Below are 25,350 nucleotides of genomic sequence, written 5' to 3'. Positions count from 1 at the left end.
TGCGTGTTGCCAAGATGAGAACCTCGCGGTGGGTTAATCCAATGTCGCCATAATGCCCGTTTCCCCAGCCACAGGGCTTGCTCTTTTTCCAGCGGATACAAGCTGTTACTGTACCGACCAAGAAGCCCAAAGCCGCCACGGATCGGATCCCTCGCCTGATGCGTCCCCTCCTCTTGCTGTTCCTCAGCCTGGCCATGAGCTTTCCCGCTTTCGCAACCATCAGCGAAAGCCATGGTTATGCCCAGTTCGGTGCTCTCAAGTATCCCGCCAGTTTTACCCATTTCGACTGGGTCAACCCTGATGCGCCCAAGGGCGGCACTATCCGAGTAATGGCCTTCGGCACCTTCGATACGCTCAACCCCTACACCTTCAAGGGCACCAGCCCATCGTCCACACCCAATTTTCAGCAGTATGGGGTGACCGAGCTAAACGAACCGTTGATGGCCGGCACCGGGCACTACGACCCCTCCGGTGACGAGCCGGCCTCCAGCTATGGCTTGATTGCCCAGTCGGTGGAATACAACGAGGATCGCAGTTGGGTGGTGTTCAACCTGCGCCCTGAAGCACGCTTCCATGACGGCAAGCCGATCACCGCCTACGACGTCGCGTTCTCCTACCACCTGCTGCTCAAGGAGGGGCATCCGCAATACCGTACTAACCTGCAGGAAGTGCAACGGGTCGATATTCTCGGCCGTCACCGCATCCGCTTCGTCTTCAAACGGGCCGGCAATCCGCTGCTGATTCTGCGTCTCGGCGAACTACCGGTATTGCCACAGCACTACTGGAAAAACCGCGACTTCAAAGCCACTACCTTCGAGCCACCACTGGGTAGCGGACCGTACAAGGTCACCCACGTGCTGCCCGGCCGCCAACTGGTGTTCGAGCGGGTGAAAGACTGGTGGGGCGAGAAGCTGCCGGCCAACCACGGCAAGTACAATTTCGACCGGGTCGCGGTGGAGTTCTACCGGGACAGCGATGTCGCGTTCGAGGCCTTCAAGGCTGGCGAATTCGACTTCTACATCGAGCATCAGGCGAAAAATTGGGCCAACGGCTACCGTTTCCCCGCCGTCATCCGCGGTGAAGTGATCCGCGCCGAGATCCCCCATCGAATCCCCACGCAGACCCAGGGGCTGTTCATGAACAGCCGCCGCGCCACCTTTGCCGAGAGCAAGGTGCGTGAGGCCATGGGCTTGATGTTCGATTTCGAGTGGACCAACCGCACGTTGTTCAATAGCGCCTACACGCGCGCCAAGAGCTACTACCCGAACAGCGAGTTCTCAGCTGTCGGAAAACCCGAGGGCCGCGAATGGCTGCTGCTCTCGCCCTACCGCAAACAGTTGCCCGCGAGCCTGTTTACCGAGCCCTTCAGCGTGCCGCAAACTGACGGGCGCGGCATCCCGCGGGAAACCCTGCGCCGCGCGCTGGGTCTATTAGCCGAAGCCGGCTGGAAACCCTCCGGGCAACGCCTGCTGAACAACCGCGGTGAACCGCTGCGTTTTGAGATTTTGCTGGTAAACCCGAACCTTGAGCGCATCCTCCAGCCCTATAGCGAGAACCTCGCCAGCATCGGCATTCAGGCCAATCTGCGTACCGTGGATCGTGCCCAGTACAAACAGCGCCTGGACCAATTCGATTTCGACATGATTCTGATGACCCTGCCGCAAACCCTCAGCCCAGGCCTGGAGCAATGGCAGTATTTCCACTCCAGCCAGGTCGGCGTCAAAGGCAGCAAAAACTACGCCGGCGTCGCCCACCCGGTGATCGACAGCATGCTCGAACAGTTGCTGGCCGCGCAGACCCGCGACGAACAGGTAGCAGCTGCTCGCGCCCTGGATCGCGTCCTGCTCTCGCAGCACTACAGCATTCCCAATTGGTACCTCAACTATCATCGCCTGGCGTACCGCAACCGGTTCGCCTTCATCACCACGCCGCCCTACACCTTGGGTTTGCGGGCCTGGTGGCTGAAGCCCACGGAGAACGCCCAATGACGAGCACTTTGCGCGCCCTGCTGCTGCACGGCAGCGGCGTCCTGCTCTTGAGCCTGGCCAGCCTCAGCCAGGCTACGCCGAAACATGCTCTTACCCTGTATGACGAGCCGGCCAAGTACCCGGCCGACTTCAAACACTTCGCCTATGTAAACCCGGACGCACCGAAAGGCGGCACTCTGCGACTTGCCGGTAACGGTGGCTTCGACAGCCTCAACGCCTTCATTCCCAAAGGAGTTGCGGCGGATCAGCTCAACCTGATCTACGACAGCCTGACCTACCACTCACCAGACGAACCCTTCACTGAGTACGGTCTGCTCGCCGAAAAAATCGAGAAGGCGGCAGATGGCAGCTATGTGCGCTTCTATCTGAACCCGAAAGCCCGCTTCAACGATGGCACCCCGGTCACCGCCGAGGATGTGATCTTCACCTTCGAGACCCTACTCAAGAACGGCGACCCGATGTACCGCAACTACTATGCGGACGTCGACAAGGTGGTCGCCGAAGACCCGCTGCGTGTGCGTTTCGACTTCAAACATGCCGGTAACCGTGAACTGCCGCTGATTCTTGGCCAACTGCAAATCTTGCCTAAACATTGGTGGGCGACGCGCGACTTCTCCAAGTCCAATCTCGAACCACCGCTCGGCAGCGGGCCATACCGGATTACGTCCGTCGCCGCGGGGCGCACCCTCCGCTTCGAGCGGGTGAAAGACTGGTGGGGCAAGGATCTACCGGTCAATCGTGGCTATTACAACTTCGACGCCATCGTCGTCGACTACTATCGCGACATGTCCGTGGCCCTGGAAGCCTTCAAAGCTGGGCAGTTCGACATGAACCTGGAGTATTCCGCCAAGGACTGGGCAACCGGTTACGACAGCCCGCCCTTGCGCGACGGCCGCATCATTAAAGAAGCCATTGCCAACCACAACTCGGTGGGCATGCAGGCCTTCGCCTTCAATATCCGCCGTCCGCTGTTCCAGGATCGCCGCGTGCGCGAAGCGATCGGTCTACTGTTCGACTTCGAATGGTCGAACAAACAGCTGTTTTTCGGCTCCTACAAGCGCAACAGCAGCTACTTCGAAAACTCGGAAATGGCCGCCCATGCCCTGCCGGACGCAAAAGAGCTGAAGATTCTCGAGCCGTTACGCGCGCAGATTCCGCTGGAAGTCTTCAGCCAGGTCTACCAGCCGCCGGTCAACAATGGCGACGGCATCATTCGTGAGCAGAAACGCAAGGCCTATCAACTGCTGCTGGATGCCGGCTACCGCATCGAGAATGACAAAATGGTCGGCCCGGACGGCAAACCGCTGGTGTTCGAGTTCATGCTGTACCAGACCAATATGGAGCGCATCCTGCTGCCGTTCATGCGCAACCTGGCCGAACTGGGCATCGACATGCAGATTCGCCGGGTCGACGCCTCGCAGTTCGTCAACCGCCTGCGCTCACGTGACTTCGACATGACCAACGCCACGTGGGGGCAATCCAACTCGCCAGGCAACGAACAGCGCGAATTCTGGCACTCCAGCAGCGCTGACAGCCCCGGCAGCCGCAACTTCATTGGTCTGCGCAACCCGGCGATCGACCAACTGGTCGAGGGGGTCATCCGCGCCGACTCCCGGCAGAGCCTGATCGAGCACGCCCGCGCCTTGGATCGCGTGCTGCTGTGGGGCCACTACGTGATACCCAACTACTACGTCGATACTTGGCGCGTCGCCTACTGGAATAAGTTTGGCCGCCCAGCCGCCACGCCCCGCTACGACTACGGTCTGATGACCTGGTGGCAAAGCAGCGAAACAGCCGATCCTGGCCAACCACAATCAGAAGCGCAGCCCCAACCAGCACCTAAGGAAGCCGAATAAATGCTCACCTATATTCTGCGCCGGCTGCTGCTGATCATCCCCACACTGTTCGGCATCCTGCTGATCAACTTCATCATCATCCAGGCCGCGCCTGGCGGCCCGGTGGAGCAGATGATCGCCAAACTCGAGGGTTTCGAAGGCGCCACCAGCCGCATCGCTGGCGGCGGTGCAGAAGTGGCCGTGGCCGGATCCAACTATCGCGGTGCCCAGGGCCTGGACCCCGAGTTGGTGCATGAGATCGAGCGCATGTACGGCTTCGATAAACCGGCCCCCGAGCGTTTCTGGCTGATGCTGAAAAGCTATTCGCAACTGGACTTCGGTGAGAGCTTCTTTCGCGACGCCAAGGTCACCGACCTGATCATCGAGAAGATGCCGGTGTCCATCTCCATTGGGCTGTGGAGCACCCTGATCATGTATCTGGTGTCCATCCCGCTGGGTATCGCCAAAGCCACCCGGCATGGCAGCACCTTCGACGTCTGGACCAGCTCGGCGATCATCGTCGGCTATGCGGTCCCGGCCTTCCTGTTCGCCATCCTGTTGATAGTGCTGTTCGCCGGCGGCAGCTATTTCGACTGGTTCCCGCTCAGGGGGCTGACCTCGAACAACTTCGACGAACTCAGCCTCGGCGGCAAAGTCCTCGACTATTTCTGGCATCTGGTGCTGCCGGTAACCGCCCTGGTGATCGGCAACTTCGCCACCCTGACGTTCCTGACCAAAAACAGCTTCCTCGACGAAATCAACAAACAATACGTGGTTACCGCCCGCGCCAAAGGCCTGACGGAAACCCGTGTGCTCTATGGCCATGTGTTTCGCAATGCCATGCTGCTGATCATCGCTGGCTTCCCGGCGGCCTTCATCGGTATTTTCTTCACCGGCTCACTGCTGATCGAGGTGATCTTCTCCCTCGACGGCCTGGGACTGATGAGCTTCGAGGCCGCGATCAACCGTGATTACCCAGTGGTATTCGGCACCCTCTTCATCTTCACCTTGGTCGGGCTGATCGTGAAATTGATCGGTGACATCACCTACACTCTGGTCGATCCGCGTATCGACTTCGAAAATCGGGAGGGTTGAGATGAAACTCTCCCCGCTGAATCAACGCCGCTTCGCACGCCTCAAGGCCCACAAGCGCGGCTGGTGGTCCCTCTGGCTGTTCCTCGGACTGTTTATCCTCAGCCTCGGTGCCGAGCTGATCGCCAACGACAAACCGCTGGCAGTGCGTTACGCCGGCGAGTGGTACTTCCCGGTCGCGAAGCGCTACCCGGAGACCGCTTTCGGTGGCGAATTCCCTCTGGAGGCCAACTACAAGAGCCCGTATATCCGCGAGCTGATCGCAGCGAAGGATGGCTGGATCCTGTGGCCGCCGATCCCCTTCAGCTATTCGAGTATCAATTACGACTTGAAGGTGCCGGCCCCGGCGCCACCCTCGGCGGAGAACCTGCTAGGCACCGACGACCAGGGCCGTGATGTGCTCGCCCGGGTGATCTATGGCTTCCGTATCTCGGTGCTGTTCGCCCTAACGCTGACCATCCTCAGCTCGATCATCGGCGTGATCGCCGGCGCCCTGCAGGGCTTTTATGGCGGCTGGGTCGACCTGCTCGGCCAGCGCTTCCTCGAAGTCTGGTCGGGGCTGCCGGTGCTTTATCTGCTGATCATCCTCGCCAGCTTCGTGCAGCCGAACTTCTGGTGGCTGCTGGGCATCATGCTGCTGTTCTCCTGGATGAGCCTGGTCGATGTGGTGCGCGCCGAGTTCCTCCGTGGGCGCAACCTGGAATATGTCCGCGCTGCCCGCGCGCTAGGGATGCAGAACGTCGCCATCATGTTCCGTCACATCCTGCCGAACGCCATGATCTCGACCATGACCTTCATGCCATTCATCCTCACTGGCGCCATCGGCACCCTCACCGCCCTGGACTTCCTTGGCTTCGGCCTGCCGCCCGGCGCGCCTTCGCTGGGCGAATTGGTCGCCCAGGGCAAATCCAATATGCAGGCTCCTTGGCTGGGGATCAGCGCCTTTGCCGTGCTAGGCCTGATGCTGACCTTATTGGTGTTTATCGGCGAAGCCGCACGCGATGCCTTCGACCCGAGGAAATAAGATGGCTGAGAATCTGCAAGCCCAAAATTTGATTGAAGTGCGCGACCTGGCCGTCGAGTTCGTAATGGGCGAGAACGTACAGCGCGTTGTGGAAGGCGTTAGCTTCGATATTCGCCGCGGCGAAACCCTGGCGCTGGTCGGCGAGAGTGGTTCAGGCAAGTCGGTCACCGCCCATTCGATTTTGCGTCTACTGCCCTACCCGCTGGCTCGTCATCCTTCGGGCAGCATCCACTATGCCGGTCACGACCTGCTCAAGCTCAACGAAAACAAGCTACGCGGCATTCGTGGCAACCGCATCGCCATGGTTTTTCAAGAGCCGATGACCTCACTCAACCCACTGCATAGCATCGAGAAGCAAGTCAACGAAGTGCTCGCCCTGCACAAGGGGCTGAGCGGCAAGGCCGCCACCAGACGCACCCTGGAACTGCTGGAGCTGGTCGGCATCCCTGAGCCACACAAACGGCTCAAGGCCTTCCCTCACGAGCTCTCAGGCGGTCAACGGCAACGCGTGATGATCGCCATGGCACTGGCCAATGAGCCGGAACTACTGATTGCCGATGAGCCGACGACTGCACTGGACGTCACCGTGCAGTTGAAAATCCTCGAACTGCTCAAGGAATTGCAGGCGCGCCTGGGCATGGCACTGCTGTTAATCACCCACGATCTCAATCTAGTCAGGCGAATTGCGCATCGAGTATGTGTCATGCAGCGCGGTCGGATCGTCGAACAGGCGTCATGCGACGAACTGTTCCATGCGCCACAGCATCCCTATACCCAGGAATTGCTCGGCGCCGAACCCAGCGGCAAGCCTGCAACCAACCCTGCTGGCGCACCGCTACTGGAAGTCGATGACCTGCGGGTGTGGTTCCCGATCAAGAAAGGGTTACTGCGCCACACAGTCGATTACGTAAAAGCGGTGGACGGAATCAATTTCAGCCTGCCTCAGGGCCAAACCCTAGGCATCGTCGGTGAAAGCGGTTCCGGAAAATCCACCTTGGGTTTGGCAATCCTGCGGCTGATCGGCAGTCAGGGCGCCATACGCTTTCAGGGTCAGACGTTGAACGGTTTGTCGCAGCACCAGGTTCGCCCGCTGCGGCGACAGATGCAGGTGGTGTTCCAGGACCCGTTCGGCAGCCTCAGCCCACGTATGTCAGTGGGCGAAATTGTCGGAGAAGGTCTGCGCATCCATAAGATGGGCACTGAAACAGAGCAGGAACAGGCAATAATCGACGCGCTCCTGGAGGTAGGTCTGGATCCGGAAACTCGGCACCGCTACCCCCACGAATTTTCCGGTGGGCAACGGCAGCGGATTGCCATTGCTCGGGCACTCGTGCTCAAACCGGCGCTGATATTGCTGGACGAACCTACTTCGGCGCTCGACCGCACGGTCCAGCGTCAAGTGGTAGAACTACTGCGATCATTGCAGAGCAAGTACAACCTGACTTACCTGTTCATCAGCCATGACTTGGCGGTGGTCAAGGCGCTCAGCCACCACTTGATGGTGGTCAAGCAGGGTCAGGTAGTTGAACAGGGGCCGGCAGAGGCTATCTTCGCCGCGCCACAGCACATTTATACACAGCAGTTGCTGGAAGCCGCTTTTATGGCGCCAGTGACTGCAGATTAATCCTTGAAAGCAGGAAGAGGAATAACACCATGGGTTTTCTCGCCGGTAAGCGCGTACTGATCGTCGGTGTCGCCAGTAAACTGTCCATCGCATCCGGCATCGCTGCCGCCATGCATCGCGAGGGCGCAGAACTTGCCTTCACCTACCAGAACGACAAACTCAAAGGTCGTGTCGAAGAGTTCGCCGCAGGCTGGGGCTCCAGCGCCGACCTGTGCTTCCCTTGTGACGTGGCCAACGACGAAGAGATCGCCAAGGTCTTCGAAGAACTGGGCAAGAAGTGGGACGGCCTCGACGTCATCGTCCACTCGGTCGGTTTTGCTCCAGGCGATCAACTGAATGGCGACTTCACCGAAGTCACTACCCGTGAAGGCTTCCGCATTGCTCACGACATCAGCGCCTACAGCTTCGTCGCCCTGGCTAAAGCCGGACGCGAAATGATGAAAGGCCGCAACGGCAGCCTGTTGACCCTGTCCTACCTTGGCGCCGAGCGCACCATGCCGAATTACAACGTCATGGGCATGGCCAAAGCCAGCCTGGAAGCTGGTGTACGCTACTTGGCCGGCAGCCTTGGCCCGGAAGGCACCCGCGTTAACGCAGTCTCTGCTGGCCCGATCCGTACCTTGGCCGCTTCCGGCATCAAGAGCTTTCGCAAGATGCTCGCCGCCAACGAAGCGCAGACCCCGATGCGCCGTAACGTAACCATCGAGGAAGTCGGCAATGCCGGCGCCTTCCTCTGCTCTGACCTCGCGTCGGGCATCAGCGGCGAAATCATGTACGTGGACGGCGGTTTCAACACCACCGCCATGGGCGCTATCGAAGACTGATTAAACGCATGTCTAGTCCTGAAAATAAGGTTAAACGTATCAACCTTATTCAGGACGGGTCAGCAACAATCGAGTAGGAGGCGGCTTCACAGCCGCCGTCCTCTCACACCACCGTACGTACGGTTCCGTATACGGCGGTTCAAGTTATGCGGCTAAGCCCGTTTATCGTATCCAGTATCGAGACCACTCCGAGTTGATCCCACAGCTTCTTCGGTAACGCCTGATTCATATGTGGCGCTCCCGAGTTCCACCATAGGCCTCGACCGTTGCCCGCTGATGTATAGGCCCGCGCTTCGCTAAGTCCTAGGTGCAACAGGTTGCGCGCCCTCGTAGAGGGCCGTTTCCATTGGCGCCAAATGACACAACGAAGTTTATGGCGAACCCAGCCATCAAGCTCCTCAAGTGGCCGCTTGCTCTGGCTCAGCTTGAAGTAGCCGGCCCAGCCGCGCAGCACTGGGTTTATCCGCTCGATGACAGTCGCCATCTTGCAGCCCCGCGCGCGGCGCAGCAGCCCCCTGAGTCGGTCGCGCAAGCGACGCAGGCTCAGGGGGGCCACTCTCAGTCTTGGTTGTTGATGCCAGCTCATCCCATAGCCCAGGTAGTCGCAAACCCACGAGCGTGCCACTCGGCTCTTATCCCGGTTCAGCACCAGTTTCAGCCGCTGACTCAGGAAGCGCTCAACGCTGGCCATCACTCGTTCGCCAGACCGCTGACTGCGCACGTAAATGTTCGCGTCATCGGCATAACGCACGAAGCGATGGCCCCGCCGCGTCAGCTCTTGGTCGAGCTCGTTGAGCAGAATGTTCGACAGCAACGGCGAGAGCGGGCCGCCTTGCGGCGTCCCTTCCTGCCGTCGACTGGCGATCCCGCCCGACATCACTCCGGCCTCGAGATAACGGCGAATAAGCCTGAGCACCCGTTTGTCTTCAACTTGACGCTGCACATGGGCCATCAACACATCGCGGCTGACCCGATCAAAGAACTTCTCCAGATCGAGTTCCACGCACCAGCGGTGACCCGCCGCCACATGGGCACGGGCTGTTTCGATAGCTTGGTGAGCGCTTCTGCCCGGACGGAAGCCGTAGCTGTAATCTGAGAACAGTGGGTCGAAGATCGGCGTGAGCTGTTGCAGCAGTGCCTGTTGGATCAAGCGGTCCACGACGCTGGGGATACCCAGCTGTCTTGTGCCGCCTTTGGGCTTGGGAATTTCGACGGCGCGTACACCTTGTGGGTGATACTCGCCGGCCAGCAGCCTTGCCTTGAGGGTTGGCCAATACTGTTTCACGTAGCCCGCTAATTCGTCGACCGTCATGCCATCGGCACCCGGCGCGCCCTTGTTGCTGACCACGCGGTGATACGCACGCTTGAGGTTGGCCGGTGCAAGTACCCGCGCCATCAGCGTGTCCGGCTCCGCTTTCGTTCACGCCACAGACGCCGTCGATACCTGCACGCTGTCAGTCGTTGCCCTCGGATTCTGTCCGGGACTCGGAGTAACAGTCTTCTCTGGGAGAAATTTCTGCATTTCGGTATTCAACGAGACTCTGACGCCTACTGGCGGCATAACCTGTTCGGCCCTTGGTGGCGCGGTTATTCGCCACTTACTACGGCCTCGGCTGACTTCTGCACGCTCATCCCGGCGCCTCGCGGCGCGAGGTAGCACAGTGGCAAACGTACAGATCTCCCAGGGTAATTCGCGCGACCTTCCTGCTTATGCCTGTCGGATCTACGTCGTAGCGTTCCGTGCAAGTATTGGGCTTTAGTGATCTTTGCCACCTCACCCCACCACGCCGCCTCTATCCGCTTCCTGTTCGTCAGGCCAGCATTTTGCCTAGGGCTTCCTTCAGATTCGCAGTCGCCCGCGACACCCTTGCCTTCGACTAACACTTCCCCTTGCCGGGTGTGCAGAGGACTTTCACCTCCAAGTCACCAGCGTGGCCACCACAGCCAAGCTGGCTGCGCTTACGCGCAACGCGCCATGCCTGGCGCACAAAGAAAAGGCCGCTCAATGAGCGGCCTTTTTCATGGGCAGAATAGCGTGCGCTTAGAAGCGCTCGATCTTCGCCTTGGCTTCCAGCTGGTTACGGAAGGCAGCAAAATCCTGCTGGCCACTGCGCGATGCCAAGAAACGGCGATACATCCCCTTCTCTTCATCGCTTAACGCTTCTTCCGGCTCACTGACACCTTTCAGCTGCAGCAACACGTAATCGCCATTGCCCAGCGTCACACCCGCAAAGCTAGGCTTGTCGGCGCCTTCAGGCTTCGGCATGCGAAAAAGTGCTTGCAGTACGACCGGCTCAACACCTTCCTGGCTGCGCGTCGCCGCTTCCACGACCTTCCAGGCCTGACCATCCTGCGCCTGCGCCTGCGCCACCGGCGTTTTGCCTTCACGTAAAGCGCTTAGCAACGCCTGGCCTTTAGCCTCAACAGCCTCGCTAGCCCGCACCTGCGTCAAGTGCTCGCGGATACTGGCGACCACCTGCTCGAGCGGCAATTGCTCAGGCTTCTTATGCTCTTTGGCGCGCAGGATCACCACCGTATCGGGATCCAGTTCGATAGCCCCGCTATTGGCACCCTCCTCCAATACCTCAGGGCTGAACGCCGCCTGAATGACTTGGCGGTTAGCCGTCAGACCTTCGCCCCCATCACGACCGAAAGGTGCGCTGGTTTTGACTACCAGCCCTTGCTCTTGAGCCGGCTGTGCCAGGTCGGAAGCCTCGAATGCAGAGCTTTCCAACTCTTTCGTCACTTCGACGAAACGCTGTTCAACTTGCTGCGTCTTCAGGTCACGCGTCAGTTTATCTTTCAAACTGGCAAAGCTTGGGACTTCTGGAGCCTGTACACCCAGCAACTTGATCAGATGCCAGCCGTAAGTACTGCGCACTGGAGCGGATACTTCGTTCTTCTGCAAGGCATAGAGCGCCTCTTCGAAGGCGGGGTCGTAGACTCCTGGGCCGGCATAACCAAGGTCACCACCGTTGGCAGCGGAGCCAGGGTCTTGAGAGAACTCTTTGGCCAGTACCGCGAAGTCTTCACCTTGGGCCAGGCGTTTTTTGACTTCTTCGATCTTCGTCTTGGCCTGTTCGTCGGTCTGCTTATCGTTGATCTCAACGAGAATATGCGCAGCTTGGCGCTGCTCGGCCAGATTGGAAACTTCCTTCTGATAGAGCGCCTGCAGGTCTTCGTCTTTGACTTCAACCTTGTCGAAGAAGGCTTCCTTTTTCAGCTCAAGGTACTCGAGCACAACTTGCTCAGGACTCATGAACTGCTTGGCATTCTCGTCGTAGTAAGCCTTGATCTCATCATCAGTGAGCTTCACGGCTTTGGCATCAGCCTGGAGGGTCAGGGTAGCGAAATCGCGGGTCTGCCTCTCAAGGCGAGCAAAGGCCTGGACTTCATCGTCGGTCACGAAGCCGCTACCAGCCAGCCCGGCACGCAGTTGACCGATCAGCATCTCCTGCTCGAGCATCTGGCGGAACTGCAGACGGGTATAGCCCATCTGGCGGATGACTTCGTCGAAGCGAGTCGAGCTGAACTTGCCATCCACCTGAAACTCTGGCGTTTGCAAAACCAGTTGATCGATAGCCGGCTGGGAGAAGGCGAAATCTGAATCTTTAGCCCCTTGCAGCAGCAGCTTGCGCTCGATCAGGCCCTTGAGAGCGGCTTCGCGTAATAGCTTGTCGTCCAACAACGAGGCATCAAAATCTTTACCAAGCTTTTGCATCAACTGACGGCGTTGCATTTCCACCGCCTGACTCAGCTCGTTCTGACTGATTTCTTCGGCGTTAACGTCGGCAGCACTCTGGCGGCTACCCGTGGCATTGAAGATAGCGTCGAAGCCCGTCAGCGCCATCAAGACGACGATGACACCGATAATGGTCTTGGCAATCCAGCCTTGTGAATTGTCCCTGATATTCTGCAGCATGCGTCCCCCAGAAACGACCGTACTGAAAAAGCGGCCGTGGAGCGTGGGTAGAATCCGGATAGAAGAAAGGCGCATCCGAGGATGCGCCTTCTCGTAACTGGCGGAGCGGACGGGACTCGAACCCGCGACCCCCGGCGTGACAGGCCGGTATTCTAACCGACTGAACTACCGCTCCGCTGCCTGATCAGGAATGACCCTGACCAGGATGGGCAAAGGCCCGAAAGACGCTTAGTTAACGGCGTCTTTCAGAGCTTTACCAGCTTTGAAGCCTGGGATCTTAGCAGCAGCAATGCTGATCGGCTTACCAGTCTGCGGGTTGCGGCCAGTGCGAGCAGCACGCTCTTTAACGGCAAAGGTACCGAAACCAACTAGTACTACAGAATCACCAGCCTTGAGAGCGCCAGTGACGGATTCGATTACTGCGTCCAGCGCACGGCCAGCGACAGCTTTCGGGATATCAGCAGATGCAGCGATAGCATCAATCAGTTCCGACTTGTTCACTCTAAGTCCCCTTATTCCTGTTTGAGTTTATTTCTTAATTTTGGGTGAAAGCAAAGCGGGTGCTGGATGGCCTGCTGACACAAGAAGAGCCGCTTTATAACAAGGGCTCTAAAAATGTGTCAAGGAAGCCCCCCGGCTAATGCGTGCTAATTCGCTCCTTGGAATCAGTCTCGCGTGTGTCATCCTTTGCAACCATCTCTGGAGCCGCATCGGGCAAGGGCTCCGGGGCGTATTGCAGCGCAATTTGCAGGACCTCGTCAATCCATTTAACCGGTTTAATCTGCAGGTCTTGCTTAATATTTTCCGGAATCTCTTTCAGATCGCGCACGTTTTCTTCCGGAATAATCACGATCTTGATTCCACCGCGATGCGCCGCAAGCAGTTTTTCTTTTAAGCCGCCGATAGCAAGAACTTGGCCACGCAGAGTGATCTCACCGGTCATCGCCACATCTGCACGCACAGGTATCTGCGTTAACGCCGAAACCAGGGCCGTACACATGCCTACGCCTGCGCTGGGCCCATCTTTAGGCGTTGCGCCTTCGGGCATATGGATATGGATGTCACGCTTCTCATGGAAGTCCAGAGCGACTCCCAGACTTTTCGCCCGACTACGCACAACAGTGAGTGCGGCGGTGATGGATTCAACCATGACATCACCCAGCGAACCAGTCTTGATCAACTGCCCCTTACCCGGCACGACAGCCGCTTCGATGGTCAACAACTCACCACCTACTTGCGTCCATGCCAAGCCAGTAACCTGGCCAATTTGGTCTTGCTGCTCGGCCAAGCCATAGCGATATTTGCTCACGCCAAGGAAGTGCTCAAGTGAATCAGCTGTTACCAACACCTTGAAACGCTTCTCGCGGACGTGCTCTTTAACCGCCTTACGGCACACTTTAGCGATCTGCCGCTCAAGACTACGCACCCCAGCTTCACGGGTGTAGTAGCGAATCATGTCGCGGATTGCCGCACTCTCAAACTCCAGCTCACCCTTTTTCAGGCCATTAGCCTGTGTCTGCTTGGGCGCCAGGTACTTGACTGCGATATTGATTTTTTCGTCCTCGGTATAACCCGGCAGACGGATCACCTCCATACGATCCAGCAAAGGTGCTGGAATATTCATGGAGTTTGCGGTGCAAAGGAACATCACATCCGAGAGGTCGTAATCGACTTCTAAATAGTGATCATTGAAGTTGTGGTTCTGCTCAGGATCGAGCACTTCCAACAATGCAGAAGCAGGATCGCCACGCATGTCTTGGCCCATTTTGTCGATCTCATCGAGCAAAAAGAGCGGGTTGCGAACACCAACCTTAGTCATCTTTTGAATCAAACGACCGGGCATTGAGCCGATATAAGTCCGGCGGTGACCGCGAATTTCCGCCTCGTCACGTACCCCACCCAATGCCATGCGCACGAACTTGCGATTCGTTGCATGGGCAATCGACTCAGCCAGCGAAGTTTTACCTACTCCCGGCGGACCAACCAAGCAAAGCACCGGCCCTTTGACTTTTTTTACACGCTTCTGCACGGCGAGATATTCAAGAATGCGCTCCTTGACCTCCTCCAAACCGTAGTGATCGGTATCAAGGATCTCCTCAGCCTTAGCCAGGTCAAGACGCACCTTGCTTTCAGCCTTCCAGGGCACATTTACCAGCCAGTCGATATAAGAGCGCACCACGGTCGCCTCAGCAGACATCGGCGACATCTGCTTGAGCTTATTCAGCTCGGCCTGCGCTTTGGTGTACGCTTCCTTGGTCAAGCCGGCGTTTTCGATGCGTTTTTTCAGCTCATCGAGTTCGTTGTGGCCTTCTTCGCTATCACCCAGCTCTTTCTGAATGGCCTTCATTTGCTCATTCAGGTAGTACTCGCGCTGACTGCGCTCCATCTGCTTCTTCACACGACCACGGATGCGCTTCTCAACCTGCAACAGGTCAATCTCAGCATCCAACAAGGCCAGCACATGTTCGACACGTAGCGACAGATCGGTAATCTCCAGAATTTCCTGCTTCTGCTCGATTTTCAGCGCCATATGCGCCGCCATGGTATCGACTAGGCGACTTGGCTCATCGATGCTGTTCAACGAGGAAAGAACCTCTGCAGGCACCTTCTTTCCCAACTGAACATACTGCTCAAACTGACTGAGCAAGCTGCGGGTAAAGACCTCTGACTCACGCTCAGCCGCCTCCACTTCCTCAATCAGCGCAACCTCAGCGCGGCAATGGCCATCCACCTCGATAAAGCGCTCAATGGAACCGCGCTGCTCGCCCTCCACCAGGACCTTGACGGTGCCATCCGGCAGTTTCAGCAACTGCAGCACGGTAGCAACGGTCCCGACACGGTACAGCGCATCTTCAACAGGGTCGTCATCTGCCGGATTTTTCTGCGCAAGCAGAAGAATCTGCTTATCGCCAGTCATTGCGGCTTCCAGGGCTTCGATAGATTTCTCGCGCCCCACGAATAGCGGGATAACCATGTGTGGGTAGACCACAACATCGCGCAACGGCAAGAGAGGCAATTCGACGGTTGTCTTCATGATTTCGGCTCTACGGCGGCCATTCGGCCGTAAACAGATGGGAATACCCTTGACCCTAAGATGGGGGCAGCCCCGAGAAAAAACAAGCACTGCAGCAGGAAATACAAAGGGGCCCGCAGGCCCCTTTATACTCAAGTCACAGCGTTGATCACGCCTCAGGCACCGCTTTGGCTGGCGGCTCGCTGTTTGAGTAAATCAGCAGCGGCTTGGACGTGCCAGCGATGACACTCTCATCGATCACTACCTTGCTAACCTCGGACTGCGAGGGAATCTCGTACATGGTGTCGAGCAACACGCCTTCAAGGATCGAACGCAGCCCGCGAGCACCGGTCTTACGCTCCAGCGCGCGATGAGCCACAGACTTCAGCGCATCCGGACGAAACTCCAGATCTACGCCCTCCATCTCGAACAGCTTGGCGTATTGCTTGGTCAGAGCGTTCTTCGGCTCGGTAAGGATCTGCATCAATGCAGCCTCATCCAGCTCGTCAAGAGTCGCGATGACCGGCAAGCGACCAACGAACTCCGGAATCAGACCAAACTTCACCAGGTCATCAGGCTCGACCTGACGCAAGGATTCGCCCACCTTTTTACCCAGATCAATGCTCCGGACTTCAGCATTGAAGCCGATGCCACCCTTGGTTGAACGGCCCTGGATGACTTTTTCCAGCCCTGAGAACGCACCACCGCAGATAAACAGGATATTGCGCGTATCAACCTGCAGGAACTCCTGCTGCGGATGCTTGCGTCCACCTTGCGGTGGAACCGAGGCCACAGTGCCCTCGATCAACTTCAACAAGGCTTGCTGCACACCCTCGCCCGAGACGTCGCGGGTAATTGAGGGGTTATCCGATTTACGCGAAATCTTGTCGATCTCGTCGATGTAGACAATACCCATTTGGGCCTTCTCAACATCGTAATCGCACTTCTGCAACAGCTTCTGAATGATATTCTCGACATCCTCACCGACATAACCAGCTTCAGTCAGCGTGGTGGCGTCAGCAATCGTGAACGGCACATTCAACAAGCGCGCCAAAGTCTCGGCCAGCAGGGTTTTACCCGAGCCAGTCGGGCCAATCAGCAGAATATTGCTCTTACCAAGCTCGACATCGTCTTTCTTGTCGCGCTGATTGAGACGCTTGTAGTGGTTGTAGACCGCTACCGCCAAAACCTTTTTCGCCCGCTCCTGACCGATCACGTACTGATCGAGGATGGTGCTGATTTCTTTAGGCGCAGGAAGTTTATGCGCACTGCTCTCGGCCTGGGCTTCTTGCACCTCCTCGCGGATGATGTCGTTGCACAGGTCGACGCACTCGTCGCAGATGAAGACCGAGGGGCCGGCAATTAATTTGCGCACTTCGTGCTGGCTCTTGCCGCAGAAGGAGCAATAAAGCAACTTGCCGTTGTCCTCGCCGTTGCGGGTGTCAGTCATTCGATCAATCCAATCCGGTAGGCTTGAAACACAAGATGAGGGCAAATGCGGGCATTTTCAAGCCCACAACGCGGCCGCGCATCGCAGGCCGCAACATGACTGATTATTTAGCCAGCCAACTGACGCTTGGTAAGCACCTGGTCGATAAGGCGGTATTTGACCGCATCATCGCCACTCATGAAGTTGTCACGATCAGTGTCGCGGGCAATAACGTCAATCGGTTGACCAGTGTGATCCGCCAAAATCTTGTTCAGGCGATCACGAATGGTCAAAATCTCGCGGGCGTGAATCTCGATATCCGAAGCCTGCCCCTGGAAACCACCCAGCGGCTGGTGAATCATCATCCGCGAATGAGGCAGGCAATAGCGCTTACCCGCCGCGCCACCCGCCAGCAACAATGCACCCATGCTGCAGGCTTGGCCGATGCAGATGGTGGAGACATCCGGCTTGATGAATTGCATGGTGTCGTAGATCGACATGCCCGCAGTCACCGAACCACCCGGCGAGTTGATATAGAGATGAATGTCCTTGTCCGGGTTTTCCGCTTCGAGGAACAAGAGCTGCGCAGCCACCAGATTGGCCATGTAGTCTTCTACCGGGCCTATCAGGAAAATCACTCGCTCCTTCAACAGACGCGAATAGATGTCATAGGCACGTTCGCCACGGGCGGTCTGCTCGATCACCATGGGCACCAGGCCGCCTGCGGCTTGGATGTCAGGCATTTGCTGCATAAAAGGATTACGGGACATGTATTCCGATCGCTCCCTAGCTAGTCATGTCTCAAATACACATAAGCCAGCACGAAGGCTGGCTTATGGTTGCTCGAACTAAAGGTAGGGGTCAGGCTGCTTGCGGGGCTTCCGCCGGCTTGACCGCTTCTTCGTAAGAGACCTGCTTATCGGTCACATTGGCCTTCTGCAGAACAGTATCTACAACTTGCTCTTCCAGTACAACCGAACGCACCTCGTTCAGCTGCTGGTCGTTCTTGTAGTACCAGGACACGACTTGCTCAGGCTCTTGGTAAGCGGAAGCCATCTCTTGAATCAGCTCACGCACGCGGGCTTCGTCAGGCTTCAGCTCGAACTGCTTGACCACTTCCGCAACGATCAAACCCAGCACCACACGGCGCTTGGCTTGCTCTTCGAACAGCTCGGCCGGCAGTTGATCCGGCTTGATGTTGCCGCCGAACTGCTGAACAGCCTGCACACGCAGACGGTCAACTTCATTGCTCAGCAGAGCCTTCGGCACTTCGATCGGGTTGCCGGCCAGCAAGCCTTCCATCACCTGGTTCTTCACCTTGGATTTGATGGCCTGACGCAGCTCGCGCTCCATGTTCTTGCGAACTTCGGTGCGGAAGCCTTCCAGACCGCCTTCTTTAATGCCGAACAAGGTGAAGAAGTCGTCATTCAGCTCCGGCAGCTTAGGCTCGGAGATGCTGTTGACGGTGACCGTGAATTCAGCCTCTTTACCAGCCAGGTCCAGATTCTGATAATCGGCCGGGAACGTCAGGTTGAGCACGCGCTCTTCACCGGCTTTGGCGCCGACCAGACCGGTTTCGAAACCCGGGATCATGCGATTGGAGCCCAGCACCAGCTGAGTACCCTTGGCAGAACCGCCGGCGAATGCTTCGCCGTCGACCTTGCCAACGAAATCGATATTCAGCTGATCGCCGTCCTGGGCATCACGCTCGGCTTTCTCGAAGCGAGTGTTTTGCTTGCGCAGGATTTCCAGCATGTTGTCGAGGTCCGCATCAGCCACATCAGCCTGCAGACGCTCGATAGCAATGCCTTCAAAGCCAGCCACCTGAAACTCCGGGAACACTTCGAAAGTAGCGACGTATTCCAGATCCTTGCCTTTCTCGAACACCTTCGGCTCTACAGCAGGGGCGCCAGCCGGGTTCAGCTTCTGCTCGACAATGGCTTCGTAGAAAGAGGCCTGGATCACGTTGCCCAGCGCTTCCTGACGAGCGTCAGCTTCATAACGTTGACGAATCACGCTCATCGGCACTTTGCCCGGACGGAAGCCTGGAATCTTGGCCTTAAGGGCGGTCTGTTGCAGACGCTTGTTGACTTCGGCCTCGATGCGCTCAGCCGGAACGCCAATGGTCATGCGACGCTCAAGAGCGGAAGTGTTTTCAACAGAAACTTGCATGGATATTCCTCGTTGCACAGACGTTAGCCGGCCGTTTCCGGCCCCAGAATCAAGGGCATGCATTCTAGTGGGTCAAACTGAAGAAGTCACCACACTGAGAAGCGGGCAGGAAAGCGGGAGGAGACGGAGAGACTCGAAGTACTTCTCTATCACAGGGGTTTCAGTAACATTCAATCATTAGGCATACACACAGGCATACACGGCGCTGGCTGCTGGGCTGATTTTCAACGGGTGTGAACCCCAACCAAGGCCGTTATTTAGGAAATTAAAATGTCTCCCAACCGTTTGAGCGCGCCCTGCCCGACTGATTTCTGCCTCAAAAAACAGCGATTTCCGTGTTAATCGGCTTGTTAACCCGCCTCCCCTACCTTCGTTTTGGCTAACTGTAACTTTATATGATCACGGTTTCCGTGCGTATTCCAACGCAGCCCGCAACATACTCAGCGGGTCATAACGTCGAATAATGCTCTGGATTTCTCGCAGACCTTCGTTGAACTGGTCCCCTCTGATCGGCGGCTTCGCCATGGGAGTGGCATCCTTACTTCTAGGCAATGAATGATTCTCGCATAAGAAGCGCGTGCACCAGCACAGATCCCCCCACCGTTAGAAGATGTCCGTTTCGGGTTCGCTTATCGCTGGCAGTTTTTGGGTCGACTCCGGCCTGTCACGACCGGCAGCAGTCGACCCAAAGCCGACACTCAGGGTGGATACAAACCAGAAGGCAGGGTGGGTGAAACCCACGCGGTAATGCCACAGAACAATCAGTGCGGGTTTCACCCGCCCTACCTGGCTGTCTCGATGCCGAGCCTTGGTACGGCGGCGTTCACGTCCCGACCAAGAGCGGCGAACACTTCTACGACATCCGCGGTGACGTGCAGCCTGCAGGGCATATTCGCATGAATCCTCTGTGCTTCAACCGCGCCTATTCTTAGGAGGGCATCACCCAGAAACAGAGGTGGCGATGCTAGAGGCGACCAATGGCTGAGTCGAAGAAGAGTGCCAAGCGCGCCGACCGGCCGATCTACATGACGGTCCGGAAGCTGGTGGATCCGGCAACCGCTGAGAAGGTTGGCGCCCGGGTGCCGGCAAGCGGGATTGACTGCTACCTGATGCGCGAGCTCGGTCTGCGTGCCGGCGACGACGTGCGTGCGGTGCTGACGCTACCGCGCAATGCCAAGTTCCACCGGCTTGTTCACGCCCTCGGAAGCTGGTCGCCGAGCAGATCGAGGACTTCCAGGGACTATCTGCCCACGACGCTATCAAGCGCCTGCAGCGAGAGAGCGGGATCTGCTGCGAGGTGCAGTCCATCGATCTACCGGGCTTCGGGAAGCTGGATGTCAGCGTGGCCCAGAGCATCGCCTTCGACGAGATGGACGAGGGTGCATTCCGCGAGCTGTACCAGGGTATCTGCCGACACATCTGCGCTCGCTATTGGCCGACGCTGACGCCTGAGCAGGTGGCGGACATGGCTGAACTCATGACGGCGGCCGAGTGATGGGACGATTGCATCGACAGCCAACCTTACAGGAGCAGCCGAATATGACACCGAACCAAATTTTCCCCATCGACTGGACTGCCGTGGCGGACGCTTTCTGTAAAGCCTGGTCCAGCAACCGGGGTTCGCCCGATTACGACTACCTGGCGAATCTTTACGCACCAGACAACGATGTGATCATCTACGACACACTCCCACCCCTAAACGGCTTTCTAGGCTTCACACAACTTCGAAGTGAGATCTATCCGGGGCTTGAGCAAATTGCGGTCGAACGGACGGGTGACGTCGTGGCGAGAGAGATGGCTGCTGGACATATTGTGGTCACCTGCTATCCATTTCGCTTGCAATACGTATTTGCAGATGGCCGCAAGATGTCGATCGATGCAAGGATCAGTGAAGTGTGGGAAAGACGAAGCGACGGATACCGCATCGTTCATGAACATCCCTCTACCGTCTATGCCATGGGCTGAAACATATCGCGAGAAAAGGCCAGCGTCATTGCAGATGACACCCGATCTGAATCGCTCCTAGTTTCGTCGACACTTCCTACTGGCAGCTTATGGCCGAACTCAGCCAGTTGTAGGATGTCGTAATTGACTCAAATGGATACATTCCTCTCCATCTTGGAGACTCGCCACGAACCGTTCACTGCTCCGTCGTAATACGAGGGGCGCCTAACCCTTACATCGAGCGGACCTCCTCCGGCCTGCAGCCTCCGTCGGCCGGTCATGTCAACGTTGGGCTCGCTTCGCGATTATGTATGAAATGGGTTGCCGACTGGTTGGACCGTTCGTGACCTGCTGGATTCATCGCCGAGGAGAGATTGCGATGTCGATTTCGGTATGGCCCGTTCGACTAGATAGTGAGCCATCACTAGAGAACGAAGCATCATGAGTACTCCAAGTCCAGGGGTTCCCAAAGCGACCCGCCGTGAGTGGGTTGGGCTTGCGGTGCTGGCACTGCCCTGCCTGCTTTACTCCATGGACCTCACGGTGCTGAATCTCGCAGTGCCAAAGCTCAGCGCGGCCCTGCGGCCCACCAACACCGAGCTGCTGTGGATCGTCGACATCTACGGGTTCGTACTGGCCGGCGCCCTGATACCCATGGGCGTACTCGGTGATCGGATCGGTCGACGACGCCTGCTGCTGATTGGCGCGGCCGCGTTCGGTTGCGCGTCCATCCTGGCCGCGTTCGCCCCGCGTGTTGAGGCCCTCATCGCAGCTCGCGCGCTTCTCGGCCTGGCTGCGGCCACGCTCGCCCCCTCGACCCTGTCTCTGCTTCGCTCCATGTTTCTTGATCCGAAGCAACGCACGTTCGCGGTCGGGGTTTGGATTGCCAGCTTCTCGGCCGGGGGCGCGATCGGGCCGCTGATCGGCGGAGTGCTGCTCCAGTTCTTTTGGTGGGGCTCCGTGTTTCTGATCAACCTGCCCGTAATGGTACTGCTGCTCGCTGTGGGTCCAAGGCTGCTCCCCGAATTCCGGGATCCGCGGGCGGGCCGGCCGGACATCTTGAGCGCCGCACTGTGTATCGCCACGGTTCTGGCTGTCATTTACGGGGTCAAACGCATCGCTGGGCACGACGCAGACTGGGTGGCCGCGGCGACCATCATCTCGGGAATGGTGATCGGCGCCGCCTTCCTGCACCGACAGCGGAACCTTGCCGAGCCATTCATTGACCTCGGTTTGTTCCGGAGAATGGCGTTCAGCGCAGCCCTTGCGGTCAACATTTTTGGCTTCTTTGTCGCGTTTGGCACTTTTCTGCTAATCGCGCAATACCTTCAACTCGTGATTGGGCTCTCACCGCTCGTAGCGGGCTTGTGGTCGGCTCCTTCGGGTCTTGCGTTTGTTGTGGGCGCAATGCTCACGCCACGGATCGTAAACCACCTGAAACCGCCTCATGTGATCGCGATCGGATTCGTGATCGCTGCGCTTGGATTTGGCCTGCTGACGCAAACGGGAACGACGCACGATCTCGCCCTCGTGGCAACAGCGTACGCCGTGTTCTCACTGGGGCTTGCCCCAGTATTTACGCTCGCATCCGATCTGATCGTGAGCACCGCTCCACCTGAGCGAGCAGGGGCCGCGGCCGGGATTTCGGAGATGAGCACCGAACTCGGAGGTGCCCTCGGTATTGCGCTGCTGGGCAGCGTTGTGAACATTATCTATCGGGGAACTGTAGCCGGCGCGCTGGGCGGCGACCTGCCACCGGATGCGCTCGAAGCCGCCCGCGACACCCTGGGAGGCGCGCTCTACGTGGCGGGGGCTTTGCCCGATGAACTCGGTGCGAGTTTGGTCACCGTCTCGCGCAGCGCTTTCGTTGAAGCCTTTCAGATGACAGCCCTGGCTTCCGCTGCGATTGCGCTGATCGCAGCAGCCGGGACTGCCCTAGTACTGGGACGACCTCATCAGAACCCTGGGAACCCATCCACATCAAACGCGGCTGAGCTATAAGAGAGCCTCTTCCAGCAACGCCACGAAGGTAAAAGCATGCAGCTCCAGAACGCTCGTCTGGCTCTTCAGCAGCAACTCGGTTTGCAAGGTATCTCCGACGAGGGGCTGCTCAGTTATCTGGCGAAGCTGGCGAGATTCCATGAGATGGAAAAGGACGAGGTTATCATCAAGGCCGGGCACATCCCCACCCACTTTTACGTCATCCTTTCAGGAATGGCGCGGTACTACTACCTGTCGCCCAATGGGAAGGAGTGGAATAAGGCCTTCTTCCACGAAGGGCAGTGGGTAGGATCGCTCAGCTCATTTCTCCGGCGACAGCCATGCTCCTACACCATTTCTGCGTTGGAGCGGTGTTGCCTGGCAGCGTTGCCGGTGAGCATTTTCGAGGAAGGGTTCGAAGTGAATGCGCAGCTGCAGATGCTGCTTAATCGCTACATCCAGGAGATCATGCTTCGCAACGAGGAACGCGAGGCCCTGCTTCTGACGTGCGACAGCGAGGCCCGCTATTTGTGGCTATTGGAGCATCAGGAGTGGCTGGTCAGGCGTGTGCCGCAATACCACTTGGCCAGCTACCTGGGAATGGAGCCGGCGTCCCTTTCCAGGATCAAAGGCACCTTGACAAATCATCGGAACACTAGCTTCTCCAACTGAAGGTTCAGCCGCTTGAGCTGATTGCGACACCACTCAGCTTCGCTCAACGGAATGTCCCAGAGATCGACGACCAACCGACCGCTATCGGTGTGCCTGCTCTTGATGCCGATCGGCCCTATACGCCGAGTAAACAACTCCTCCAGTAGAAGGTCGGTGATGTCTTCACGCAGCTTCGGCTTGTACACCTTGCCAACGGCAGTGACTGGTAGTGCCTCAAGGATGATGACCTTCTTGGGGCAGGCTGGACGCTCCGCGATATGCGTCATGACGTAGGCCAGCAACTCTTCGCTGCTGATCTCCGCCCCGGCACGTAGCTGCACATAGGCAACGGGCAGTTCGCCCGCATACTCGTCTGGCATTCCCACCGCAGCGGCCATTCCTACAGCAGGGTGTTGCTCCAAGCATCCCTCAATCAGGGCTGGGTCGATGTTATGCCCGCTGCGAATGATGAGGTCTTTAGCCCGTCCCGTGATGAAGAGGTTGCCGGACTCGTCCACATACCCGAGATCGCCGGTCTTAAGCCACCCGTCTTGAGTAACGGGCGAGTCAAGGCCGAGGTAGCCTGGAAAAACCATGGGGCTGCGTATGCAGATCTCGCCCGAGTCGATGCGTACCTCTACGGGCGGTGCGATATGGCCGACGCTGCCCCACACCACTGTCTTCGCCAGATTCGGCAACCCGATTACGCCGCTGCACTCGGTCATGCCATAAGCCTGATAAAGCTGCCGCTCAGCTTTTTCCAGAGCCAGCTCGTGAAGTTTCATGGGTACCGGCGCGCCCCCAGAGAGGAGGAAACGTAAAGAGCTGATGTCCGCGCCCTCCAGAGGTACGTCGAGCATTGATGCCATCGAGGTTGGAATCCCGCTACTGATCGTCACGCCCAGATCCTGGATCAGGCGCCAATGCCGGCGAATCACTTCGGGGTTCCGGAACCCTGCCACGGTAGGCAGAACGAGCTGTCCGCCCGCGCCAAGGATCGCCAGGCTATTCACGATGGCCCCTGCCACATGAAAGATGGGCAGACCGTTGATGGCAATGTCCTTCGCCGATAACTGCAGGCTTTTCATCACGGCAAGGGCGGCAGCAGTCTGGTTGGCGTGTGTGTGACAAGCCAGCTTGGGCGTGCCCGTGGTACCACCCGTGTGGTAGTAGGCGGCGATGTCGCTCGGAGCGGGCGCTTCGTCTCCCGCCAGGTGAACGTTTTGGTAGAGATGCACCTCGGAGTCGTAGTGCATCTCTCCTGCTGGGCTGAAAACGGAGATGCACAGCGGGTTGTTTGGAAGCCGGCTGGAGACCCTAATTGCTTTTTCCCACAGCTCGTTTCCATACATAGGCCCGAGGGCGAATACGAGATCCGTCTGAGCCTTCGACATCAACTGGAAGAGGGCTTCATCGTTCAGGAGCGGATTCAGGGGATTGGCGATACCTGCAGTCTCAGCTGCCCAGAGCAGGACTTGGGCTTGAGGGATGTTTGGCAGCAATAGCGAAACTACAGGGCGAGACTTACCTGAAAGCTTCCTCATCATGTCAACGGACTTGTGTAGCTTGCTCAGCAGCTGCTCATAGGTCTGGCTGTACGAAAGCTCGACTTCGTCGAGGTCTACCACGAACCGGATAGCAGTCACTTGCGGAGCTGGCCGTGCTGCGGCGAGAAGGAGATCGTAAACAGTCTGAGGGCGGTTGTTGTTCATTGTTATGCGCTTCGTTGGGGCAGAAAGCGCAGATGATGCTTCGACTCCAGTGAGCGCTCATTAACATTTATCAACGGCGTTGCCGACTCCAGGCATGTCTGCTTCTGGCTGGTTTTCCCCCTGTCAACGCTTCGTCGAGG

The 25,350-nt window shown here is 57.8% G+C and carries 17 protein-coding genes, 1 tRNA gene and 1 pseudogene; 10 read left to right on the top strand and 9 right to left on the bottom strand.

What is annotated here, in order from left to right; translation table 11 throughout:
• Positions 1-158: 158 nt before the first annotated feature.
• Genes D3879_RS23060 through fabI form a run of 6 tightly spaced genes read left to right on the top strand, consistent with a single transcriptional unit; the run spans position 159 to position 8,387 of the window.
• Entirely contained in the window at positions 159-1,988 is a 1,830-nt protein-coding gene (locus tag D3879_RS23060; RefSeq protein WP_119956555.1) for an extracellular solute-binding protein, read from the top strand.
• Positions 1,985-3,844: an extracellular solute-binding protein gene (locus D3879_RS23055; RefSeq protein WP_119956554.1), complete on the top strand. Its 1,860-nt coding sequence runs from the start codon at positions 1,985-1,987 to the stop codon at positions 3,842-3,844. Before D3879_RS23060 ends, D3879_RS23055 begins: the two co-directional genes overlap by 4 nt.
• A complete protein-coding gene (locus D3879_RS23050; protein WP_119956553.1) occupies positions 3,845-4,918 on the top strand; it encodes a microcin C ABC transporter permease YejB in 1,074 nt (357 codons plus the stop codon).
• Between the two features lies 1 nt (position 4,919).
• Positions 4,920-5,939: an ABC transporter permease gene (locus D3879_RS23045; RefSeq protein ID WP_119956552.1), complete on the top strand. Its 1,020-nt coding sequence runs from the start codon at positions 4,920-4,922 to the stop codon at positions 5,937-5,939.
• 1 nt (position 5,940) lies between these two features.
• Positions 5,941-7,563, top strand: a complete 1,623-nt coding sequence (locus tag D3879_RS23040; protein ID WP_177412481.1) for an ABC transporter ATP-binding protein — start codon at positions 5,941-5,943, stop codon at positions 7,561-7,563.
• A 29-nt stretch (positions 7,564-7,592) separates the two neighbouring features.
• On the top strand, positions 7,593-8,387 hold the full coding sequence (fabI, locus tag D3879_RS23035; RefSeq protein WP_119956551.1) for an enoyl-ACP reductase FabI: 795 nt from the start codon (positions 7,593-7,595) through the stop codon (positions 8,385-8,387).
• A gap of 139 nt (positions 8,388-8,526) precedes the next feature.
• On the opposite strand, the pseudogene ltrA reads toward fabI, so the two are convergent.
• The 8 genes and pseudogenes from ltrA to tig form a co-directional block, all read right to left on the bottom strand.
• Positions 8,527-9,948: pseudogene (ltrA, locus tag D3879_RS23030) on the bottom strand (group II intron reverse transcriptase/maturase).
• A gap of 480 nt (positions 9,949-10,428) precedes the next feature.
• A complete protein-coding gene (locus D3879_RS23020) occupies positions 10,429-12,309 on the bottom strand; it encodes a SurA N-terminal domain-containing protein (protein ID WP_119956548.1) in 1,881 nt (626 codons plus the stop codon).
• Positions 12,310-12,407: 98 nt separating this feature from the next.
• Positions 12,408-12,484 (bottom strand) — tRNA-Asp (locus D3879_RS23015).
• A 53-nt stretch (positions 12,485-12,537) separates the two neighbouring features.
• Positions 12,538-12,810, bottom strand: a complete 273-nt coding sequence (hupB, locus tag D3879_RS23010) for a nucleoid-associated protein HU-beta (RefSeq protein WP_003239952.1) — start codon at positions 12,808-12,810, stop codon at positions 12,538-12,540.
• Between the two features lie 136 nt (positions 12,811-12,946).
• Complete coding sequence (gene lon / locus D3879_RS23005) at positions 12,947-15,343, bottom strand: endopeptidase La (RefSeq protein ID WP_119956547.1); 2,397 nt, start codon at positions 15,341-15,343, stop codon at positions 12,947-12,949.
• A gap of 148 nt (positions 15,344-15,491) precedes the next feature.
• Positions 15,492-16,772, bottom strand: a complete 1,281-nt coding sequence (gene clpX / locus D3879_RS23000) for an ATP-dependent Clp protease ATP-binding subunit ClpX (protein WP_119956546.1) — start codon at positions 16,770-16,772, stop codon at positions 15,492-15,494.
• Between the two features lie 107 nt (positions 16,773-16,879).
• Positions 16,880-17,521, bottom strand: coding sequence for an ATP-dependent Clp endopeptidase proteolytic subunit ClpP (gene clpP, locus D3879_RS22995; RefSeq protein ID WP_119956545.1), 642 nt, complete (start codon positions 17,519-17,521; stop codon positions 16,880-16,882).
• A gap of 91 nt (positions 17,522-17,612) precedes the next feature.
• Positions 17,613-18,923: a trigger factor gene (tig, locus tag D3879_RS22990; protein WP_119956544.1), complete on the bottom strand. Its 1,311-nt coding sequence runs from the start codon at positions 18,921-18,923 to the stop codon at positions 17,613-17,615.
• A 1,297-nt stretch (positions 18,924-20,220) separates the two neighbouring features.
• Here tig and D3879_RS22985 point away from each other — a divergent pair.
• From D3879_RS22985 to D3879_RS22970, 4 genes are all read left to right on the top strand, one after another.
• A complete protein-coding gene (locus tag D3879_RS22985; protein ID WP_119956543.1) occupies positions 20,221-20,418 on the top strand; it encodes a hypothetical protein in 198 nt (65 codons plus the stop codon).
• A 44-nt stretch (positions 20,419-20,462) separates the two neighbouring features.
• Complete coding sequence (locus D3879_RS22980; protein WP_158592114.1) at positions 20,463-20,888, top strand: YybH family protein; 426 nt, start codon at positions 20,463-20,465, stop codon at positions 20,886-20,888.
• A 420-nt stretch (positions 20,889-21,308) separates the two neighbouring features.
• Positions 21,309-22,868 (top strand): MFS transporter, encoded by a 1,560-nt coding sequence (locus D3879_RS22975; protein ID WP_119956541.1) that lies wholly within the window; start codon positions 21,309-21,311, stop codon positions 22,866-22,868.
• A gap of 36 nt (positions 22,869-22,904) precedes the next feature.
• Positions 22,905-23,519 (top strand): Crp/Fnr family transcriptional regulator, encoded by a 615-nt coding sequence (locus D3879_RS22970; protein ID WP_119956540.1) that lies wholly within the window; start codon positions 22,905-22,907, stop codon positions 23,517-23,519.
• Here the strand turns inward: D3879_RS22970 and D3879_RS22965 are convergent.
• Positions 23,492-25,210: an AMP-binding protein gene (locus tag D3879_RS22965; protein ID WP_119956539.1), complete on the bottom strand. Its 1,719-nt coding sequence runs from the start codon at positions 25,208-25,210 to the stop codon at positions 23,492-23,494. The two genes, D3879_RS22970 and D3879_RS22965, sit on opposite strands and share 28 nt — an antisense overlap.
• Between the last annotated feature and the right edge of the window lie 140 nt (positions 25,211-25,350).

It is taken from the genome of Pseudomonas cavernicola, from assembly GCF_003596405.1.
Lineage (GTDB): Bacteria > Pseudomonadota > Gammaproteobacteria > Pseudomonadales > Pseudomonadaceae > Aquipseudomonas > Aquipseudomonas cavernicola.
Note: the sequence above shows the minus strand (reverse complement) of the source record. Positions and strands in the feature narration are given on the sequence as shown.